Annotated in this window: 10 protein-coding genes; 6 read left to right on the top strand and 4 right to left on the bottom strand. The window is 46.4% G+C overall.

What is annotated here, in order from left to right:
* The 3 genes from CRI63_RS23485 to CRI63_RS23475 all read left to right on the top strand — a co-directional run.
* Positions 1–225 (top strand): integrase core domain-containing protein (locus tag CRI63_RS23485; protein ID WP_167852337.1); only part of this gene is annotated, 225 nt, incomplete at its 5' end.
* Between the two features lie 21 nt (positions 226–246).
* Positions 247–534: a hypothetical protein gene (locus CRI63_RS23480; RefSeq protein WP_240782794.1), complete on the top strand. Its 288-nt coding sequence runs from the start codon at positions 247–249 to the stop codon at positions 532–534.
* Positions 534–2,315, top strand: coding sequence for an ATP-dependent helicase (locus tag CRI63_RS23475; RefSeq protein ID WP_135520986.1), 1,782 nt, complete (start codon positions 534–536; stop codon positions 2,313–2,315). The genes CRI63_RS23480 and CRI63_RS23475 overlap by 1 nt, the downstream gene beginning before the upstream one ends.
* Before the next feature lie 300 nt (positions 2,316–2,615).
* Here CRI63_RS23475 and CRI63_RS24615 read toward each other — a convergent pair whose 3' ends face one another.
* The gene (locus tag CRI63_RS24615) at positions 2,616–2,825 is read right to left on the bottom strand and encodes a hypothetical protein (protein WP_135520984.1); all 210 of its coding nucleotides are present in this window, start codon (positions 2,823–2,825) and stop codon (positions 2,616–2,618) included.
* Positions 2,826–2,994: 169 nt separating this feature from the next.
* On the opposite strand from CRI63_RS24615, the gene CRI63_RS23465 reads away from it, so the two are divergent.
* From CRI63_RS23465 to CRI63_RS23455, 3 genes are all read left to right on the top strand, one after another.
* Positions 2,995–3,777, top strand: a complete 783-nt coding sequence (locus CRI63_RS23465; RefSeq protein WP_135520982.1) for a hypothetical protein — start codon at positions 2,995–2,997, stop codon at positions 3,775–3,777.
* A gap of 343 nt (positions 3,778–4,120) precedes the next feature.
* On the top strand, positions 4,121–4,711 hold the full coding sequence (locus CRI63_RS23460; protein ID WP_135520980.1) for a recombinase family protein: 591 nt from the start codon (positions 4,121–4,123) through the stop codon (positions 4,709–4,711).
* 81 nt (positions 4,712–4,792) lie between these two features.
* Positions 4,793–5,293: a hypothetical protein gene (locus tag CRI63_RS23455; RefSeq protein ID WP_135520978.1), complete on the top strand. Its 501-nt coding sequence runs from the start codon at positions 4,793–4,795 to the stop codon at positions 5,291–5,293.
* Positions 5,294–5,627: 334 nt separating this feature from the next.
* Here the strand turns inward: CRI63_RS23455 and CRI63_RS24060 are convergent, their stop codons facing one another.
* From CRI63_RS24060 to CRI63_RS23435, 3 genes are all read right to left on the bottom strand, one after another.
* Positions 5,628–5,777, bottom strand: coding sequence for a hypothetical protein (locus CRI63_RS24060; RefSeq protein ID WP_167852336.1), 150 nt, complete (start codon positions 5,775–5,777; stop codon positions 5,628–5,630).
* Positions 5,774–6,265 carry a hypothetical protein gene (locus tag CRI63_RS23450; protein WP_135520976.1) on the bottom strand — a complete coding sequence of 164 codons (492 nt, stop codon included), beginning with the start codon at positions 6,263–6,265 and terminating at the stop codon, positions 5,774–5,776. The genes CRI63_RS24060 and CRI63_RS23450 overlap by 4 nt, the downstream gene beginning before the upstream one ends.
* 1,549 nt (positions 6,266–7,814) lie before the next feature.
* Positions 7,815–8,014 (bottom strand): IS3 family transposase (locus CRI63_RS23435; RefSeq protein ID WP_167852335.1); only part of this gene is annotated, 200 nt, incomplete at its 5' end.

Raw genomic sequence — 8,014 nt, 5'->3', positions numbered from 1 at the left:
TGCTGGGATAACAGCCCAATGGAACGGTTCTTCAGAAGCCTGAAAACAGAGTGGGTACCGGATAATGGCTACGCGAATTTTAGCGAAGCCAGCACGGCAATAACGAATTACATCACAGGATATTACAGCCAGCTCAGACCTCATCAATATAATGGTGGTTTGACGCCGAATGAATCAGAACGATTGTTCTGGAAAAACTCTAAAGCTGTGGCCAGTTTTTGTTGACCACTTCAGTGGTTCGCTCTCATGCTCGCTGAGTACCTTACTCCCCAAGTCCAGATCCCAGCCTATATTATGCAGGCCGTTCATTTTGCACATGGCAAATTTCCTCTCCCCCTTCTTGCCAGAATTCTCCAGCATCGCGCCGAATGCAAATACGGTTCCGATGTAATGAATTCACCGGCGAAGCAAGCATTTCTTCAGGTAGTTGAGCGTTATGCGCAAGGAGATATTGGCTTGACTGAGCTCAGGAGATACATCGATCTCACGATACCGGGAGACGCCATTACTGCATTCTTAGCGGAGATGCAGTGATGTTTGCTTGGGACCCAAGAGACCTCAATCCTGAGCAGGCGGCGGCAGTGACTGAGCCATCAAGCATCTTTCTGATCGCTTGCCCTGGTAGCGGTAAAACCCGAACCCTGACTTATAAAATTGCCTACGAACTATCTCGTCGTACTGACAAGAGGATCGTTGTAGCTATTACCTATACCCACCGCGCTGCTGATGAGATCCAAGAGCGCATTGAGGACCTGGGAGTCGATACTTCGGGTCTATGGATTGGTACGATCCATGCGTTCTGCCTAGAGTGGATACTCAAGCCATACGGTATTTACTCCCCCACACTGGCACAGGGTTACCGCGTGATTGACCCGCATGATCGTGAACGTCTACTGGAGAGGCTATGTGCTCCATATAAAGGGGTCACCCATTGGGATTGCGATTACTATGTCACTGAGACAGGGTATCAGCTTGGCTGTGTAGATATGGGAAAACACCATATCATTCATAAGGTTTTGAAGTCATATTTTGACGAACTTTCGGCGAAACGGCAGATCGACTTCGAACTCATCCTTTGGCATGCCTACAGCTTGATGCGTGATAGAGGCCAAATTGCAATGCTGCTCTCGCGTGTGTTTTCGCACATCCTTGTGGATGAGTATCAGGACACCAAACAGATCCAGTACACTATTGTGACGTCCATACTTCGTGCAGGCGGCGGACAGACCAAAATACTCATCGTTGGCGATCCCAATCAAGCTATCTATGGCTCTCTGGGGGGCTATGCTATGCCAGTGGATGAATTCCGAACTCGCGCTGGTATCTCGATTAAGGAGTTAGCGCTCAGCCTAAACTATCGCTCCAGTGAGCGAGTTATCAGCTACTTTTCGAACTACAGCGTACATGCAACAAAAATCAAAGGCGCTGGCAAACATGCAAATTACCCCAGCCGGGTGACCTACAATCAAAACGTAACACGCAGTGGCGTGCACGATGAGATTGTAAGGTTGATTCGGGTGAGTCTCGCCAACGGTCACACACCTGAAAATATCTGCGTTCTCGCTCCGCAGTGGGTTTTGCTTGCCTCCACGACTCGAAAATTGGTTGCGATGTTGCCTGACCAGCAATTTGATGGCCCAGGTCTCGTCCCTTTCAGTAACAATTTCGATAATTTCTGGTTCAAGGTCTCCAAGATTTTACTAACGGATTCCTCCCCGAAACTCCTTGTCAGGCGAATGCGTTGGGCGAACGACGTGATCAAAGACCTCGAAAGTTTCGGTGTTGACACCCATACACTCACTCCGCATATCTTGTTGCGAGAGAGTAACTCACTCATAGTCAATGAAACGGACGGACTCCGCTACTTGGACCAAGCTTTCAATGATCTGCTCAAGAGGCTCAATATCTCCCAGGACATCCATCCTGCACTCTTGACCCATCGGGAGGCATTTTTCAGCAGCTCGGCCGCGAGAATAGAGCGGCTGCAGAAGGAAGGAGCGACCTACATTAATCAAGTGTCATTCTTCAAAAAAGTTTTTCGCGAGCGAACCGGCATCACAGTCTCCACCATCCATGGTGTCAAAGGGGCCGAGTTCGACGTCGTCATCGCTTTTGGATTACTGGAGGGTATGGTACCGCACTTTAATGAAGCAAATGGAAGTGCCGCCGCAAGCAAGCTCCTCTACGTATTGAGTTCTCGAGCCCGTAAAAATCTTCACTTGATCTCGGAATCAGGACGACAGAGAGGAAGACACGGCCTGTATACCTCGACCGAGTTACTCGCGGCTTGCCGCTTCAGTTATGACCAAGACTAAAAATTTTAGTTAGATTACCTGGTGAGATAATCGGATGTTTTACCTCTTGAGGCATGCTTAGCGAAGAAAAGAAAATGTTACTAGGAGAGGTAAGCGCAAAGGTTCTGAGCCTAATTTCGGGATGCCAGATTCGAACGTCATCCTCCGAATGTTGATCTATGCAGTCAAAAGACAGCTCTACGCTCCAGAACTATGCGACTTGTTGTGAAGGTCCGCTACCCGAGCTAACCAGCTCCTATTTATAAAACAGCGCGATATTTGCCATTTCCACTCCCAGCACATAATTACCTTTGTTCAAATTTAACCACTTTCAGCGAGGTCGAAACTTTTACTATACGGGCAGTGTTTCGACTTCGTTATGTAGGTAAACGTGTAGATACTATTGGAGTACACACACAAAGTTAGCCCGCTTGCCGTGGTTGGCTGTTCTGGATCGCTCATTGTTATGCGCCCGGCGCTGGCGCTAAACGACGACAACAAACCGCTGAGTATTAGTACATAACCTTTCATTTTCTCATCCTTTTCTGAAGTGAGCTTCGCCATTTCTTTCCAGCTCACCGTGGGTACATGACGGAATGTGCATGCGCATTATTGATCTGTAAAATCGATCGATAATATTATATCGATCGATAAAATCTATTACCAACTTTAACGGTCAACTCTGCATACAGGAAGAAGCATGAAAAAAACTATTGGGTTGTCTCTGGCGTTCTGCACTTTCTCATCGGTAGCTGGTGGTCCGGTCTCAGCTGAAATCCAGCCATACCCTGATTACTTGGCTGCTTATGTCAAAACGCTTGTTACAGCCAGTTGCGACCAGGTACTTTCAGATGATGGAAAGAACTCCATTGATAGAGCCATCAAGTCCATCAGCGCTAGCGCCACTAAAGGAATGACTGCCGACACGGAAAGCTACTACGCCGTTTACAATTCAATCGTCTTTGGCGCTGAGATGGGGGATAAGCTGAAAAATGCTAAGAAACAAAAAATGATTCTGGCAACGAAAGACAAAATTGGAATAGATAGTTGCGGTGGTGTAGGTGCTTATGCATTGATACAGAAGGATTTTAGAAAGATGACTCTTGCGGGGCTAATGCCTTTAGCCCCGCAATCTGGTGTCGTAAAACCAAAGGCGACATCTTCTGACGAAAACGTGTATCGGACTACGGCGAAAGACCTGGCCGAATTGTATAAAGCTAACGAGGTTGCAGCCGATGACAAAATTGGTGGTCGTAAGGTGGAAGTGACCGGAACTGTTCAGGACATAACAAAAAATTTCGCGAATGATGTCGTTCTTAAACTTGAAAGTGGTAATCGCTTCATGCCTGTCAGCCTGAGTATGGCTGATTCAGAGATGGCGCAGGCGTCGAAATTGAGAAAGGGACAGAAGATCACCGTGACCTGCGAAAAGATGCAGCTTTTCATCGGTGCTCCGTCCGGTGGTAACTGCACCTTTAACTAATCTGTCATACGGTCTGCCGGGTAAATTCCCGGCGACTTATCCCACCCCCCGCCCGCCGCCGAAGAGTCCAGAAGTCCTCCCCTCCCCAAATTGCACACACGCGAAAAATATCAATGGCGCATGTGCAGCATGGTCTGACCGATTTTCCCCGCTCGCAAAAGTCACGCTGCTTCTTTACCAAATATCGGTGGGGTGTGGTGCTTGTTGTATTGGTATCATCAATTGTTCGTTTTGTGATATCAGTAAACATCCCGCAAAAATGGTTTCAATAAATTAGCATGTTGACATTATGATACCAATCGTTGATTGTGATACCGTTAATTGATACCAATTGAGGGATGTTATGAGTCGTACTTTTGCATATTGCCGTGTTTCAACCAGTGAGCAGACTACAGAAAACCAAATCATGGCGATCCGTCAGGCTGGTTATGACGTGACTGATAATCGCGTTGTATCGGAAACCGTATCCGGTGGTGTACAGGCAATGAAGCGCAAAGGTTTTGCCGACATGGTGACCCATAAGTTGGAATCCGGTGATCGGCTGATAGTATTGAAGCTAGATCGTCTGGGTCGCGATAATCTCGATGTACAGCAAACAATCACAATGTTGGTGGAAAAGGGAATCGATATTATATCGCTGGATCTGCCAGTGCGAAATCTCACCAGCGCGGAAGGAAAGTTGATGCTGCAAATGTTTTCAGCCTTCGCCGAGTTCGAAAAATCCCGCATTATTGAACGTACCAAAGAAGGTCTCGCAAGGGCGAAGAAGGAAGGCAAGAAGTTAGGTCGTCCTGTGGCGACTGATACCCTTAAGCGTGTGCAGGAAGCCAAAGCAGGCGGATTGAGTCAGTCAAAGGCCGCGCGTGAATTGGGGTTGAGCCTGCCCACAATCAAACGTAACTGGAATCTCAAAACTGATGAGAACAAAGAATAAAAAAAAAACTTCCGGACGCGGTTCTATGTAGTCGCTGTTTTCCTCGTGACAACCATCCTTACAAGCACAAGCGATGCGGTGATGGAAGCATATCGTAATGTCGTTTCTCAGAATATTGTCCCTGTGATGAACTCATTCTGGTTCCAGTTTTATGGCTTCGTTCATCCTCTCCCAGAACATCATGATTATCATTTTTCTGTCACGTTCTATATTCCACCTTCAGGGGGAAACGTAGGAGGACAAGAGATGACAGGTGTATCAATTCCAGGTGAAGAGTGCAGAAAATCAGGAGGGGTGACCTCCAGTGCACCGTCTAGCCTTAATGATGAATACTGGAAAAATAATGTCATTACTGAGGCTTATTGCTCAAGCAGCAGAGTCACTGTAGCAATTATTCCACAAACTGGGGGAGAGAAGCAGATCATTTATGACGGTTTGTTTTACGAGGGAAAACAGGTCCCTTTTTCAGGCGTCCCTGGTCGATACAACGCTGGGGTATTACATCTTATGTCAACAGACCGTTCAGAACCCGTTGGTAAGTGGGCACCGATAAATCAATGTCAGAAGAATGTAACATGTTGATTAATTTCCGCTCATTAGCTTTGAGATAAACGCGTATATCAGCCTCGCATATGGCGGGGCTTTTTTTTCTGCATTTCAGTCATTTAATCCGGGAAAACGGGAAGTATGTACCAGAGGCATTGGGATTGAAAAGATTGAAAAAAATTCTGGCGAGGATGGGAATGACAGGATAATTTTTAAAATTAACCCAAGAATGTCAAGGTAAGACGCTGTTAAACGAATCATACGGCATCTTGAGCGCTTTTTGTGATGTAGATAATGCGAGGCTGCCTTTTATTTTCGAGAGCGTATAGAGTGTTACATGAAGGATTTCGCGATCATGGCTTTTGTTTCGTTATTGTAAAGTTGGATGTACCCGACGGTATTTTTCCGGGTTAGCGTCTGCAATCTCCTTTGCTTTCTGAATGGCTCGTTTCAATGCGTCTTCGTCGATAACAGTAACGGGGCACTCTTGCCCCTTGGTCAGGTTGGTTTGCGCTGTCATGCTTTCACCATACCGAGGGCAGCCCTCAACTGGTCACGCATTGCAGCTTCTTCGGCAGCTGCTTGCTGCACTGCTTTCTGTTGTGCTTCCTGTGCTGCTTCTTGTATCAATTCGTCAATCTCACGCTCCATCGCTGTAAAAAGTTGATCGTGGTAAGCGTTGGAGACTTTGGTGCGTAGCGTTTTCAACTCATCTTCGATCAAGGCCTCCGGTTTTTGCAACTTAACAGCAATCATCGTGGCATTGGTAAGCACTGAAGTATTAGCTGAAGGGTAAAACCGCCAGCCGTCTAGGATCAGGCTCTGGAGTTTAACCACCAGCCGCGCTGGAATGTCAGAAAACTGTTGCGTTCGACTGTAGCGAGCTTCCGCATTATCAATTTGACGCTTTAGGTCCCCCGGATCTGGTTTGTACTTCGCTGCGATGTTGTCGAGATAAGTTTTCAATTCCGGCGAAATCTGGGCCTGTGATTTCTTTTTTGTAGTCATGTTGGAACTCCGTATCGGTAGTAAAGGGGCGTGGTTGCTCGCTGGCGCTGTTTGTATGCGTCAGTCTCAGCCGCTTTATGCGGTCATTTGGTTGTATCAGCGAGCGGCGTTGTAAGTCTGATTGCAAGTTGGGCAGAAGTTAGGGCGGTCTGCGAAAAGAAAATACCAACGACAGACGCTTGCGCGATCAACAATGAAATCGACTAGTCCGCAGTCAGCGAACATCGAAAGATTCCTGTGTGTTGTTGATAGCGGGAGTTCTATCTGTTTTGACAAGTCTGAAGCCGTAAGCGGGATCTGGGTTTGCTTCATGTGGTGAAGAAGATGGATTCTTGAAGTTGTCAGCGTTAGCCCGAAATCATTCAGGGTTCTGACCAGCTCCTTACGTTCTTCTACCGATGGCAGAAAAAATGCTGGTGGTCTAAAGGCAAAGCACAAAATAACCTCTCTGTAAGTCATTCATCAGATAAGTATTTTATCATATAAACGTAAAAAGATACACTAGTGGCGTGAATTTTGCTTGACAATGATTTCAGAAAGTGGATAATGGCTGGTTGAATTTCGGGGTGGCTTGAGGGCGTTCGCTCACATCAGATAGCGAAGATGTGCCATAAAACGCCACAATATAGTATTCCTTCATTCCTTTTCGCCCATATTGGGTGATAGAAATAAAACGCCACAATAATATAAGAGACTTCGTTACTCTGTCTTTTCCTTCCTTCTCCAGGAATGAAAACTCACGTAACATCACCCATACGGGCTTCGGTCTCCCTGTATCTCGTTTCGACATTTATACACACTAACACTCATAATCTCGTCGAAACAAAAGCAAAAGAGTGAGAACCAACAGCAGGATGACTGGTGTCATCTGGATGGTTGTTTAGTTATTTACTTATGTCACTCCGTGACAACTCGGCTACGCCACTTTAGAAGATCTAATGGTAATGGTCTGCCCAGACGTGAACAGACTTGTCTGCCCATACCATAACCTTCGTTTACCACTCTGTTACATCCCACAACATCAACAGGCTGATAGCCTGTCTCTGTGTGGTCTGTTCCAATCGTGGACTCAGGTAACCTAGCTGATACCCCGCTATGTGGTTACATCATGGTACTGAAATTCCTTGCTGATGTTTACATCATTGGCTGTGCCAGCATGTGTGTGGAAAAGCGGCCTGCTTAGTTCTGTACGAAACCGAAAAATTAGATGGTGGTCAACAATCGAAATCGAATGTTGGTCATTCTCATTGCACGTCGTCTAGCCACAGCAAGACATATCAAACTGCCGTAAACACAGTGCTTAAAAACTAAATGCCGTCCATAAAGGAAGGTCATACATCCTGATCGCTTCCAGCGATAGCGGAGGATTACTTATGTCTATTTAAAAAAGGAGAACAACATGGCGAGAACTAAAGGTGCAGTAGGGAAAGGGGTTGATAATAAAGACGTGCGTGATTATCTGTTAGCTCATGGGCCGCTTAGTCACCAGCCGCACATTGTCGATCATAGCTTAAGAGGAGCCAAAGGGCAGGAGAAGGATTTGAAGTGGTCAACAAAAACTGGCCACAGCTTTAGAGTTTTTCCAGAACAATCGTTCTGATTCATTCGGCGTCAAACCACCATTATATTGATGAGGTCTGAGCTGGCTGTAATATCCTGTGATGTAATTCGTTATTGCCGTGCTGGCTTCGCTAAAATTCGCGTAGCCATTATCCGGTACCCACTCTGTTTTCAGGCTTCTGAAGAACC

The sequence above is a fragment of the Escherichia sp. E2661 genome, from assembly GCF_004745185.1.
Classification (GTDB): domain Bacteria; phylum Pseudomonadota; class Gammaproteobacteria; order Enterobacterales; family Enterobacteriaceae; genus Escherichia.
This window is presented reverse-complemented; position numbering and strand designations above follow the sequence as displayed.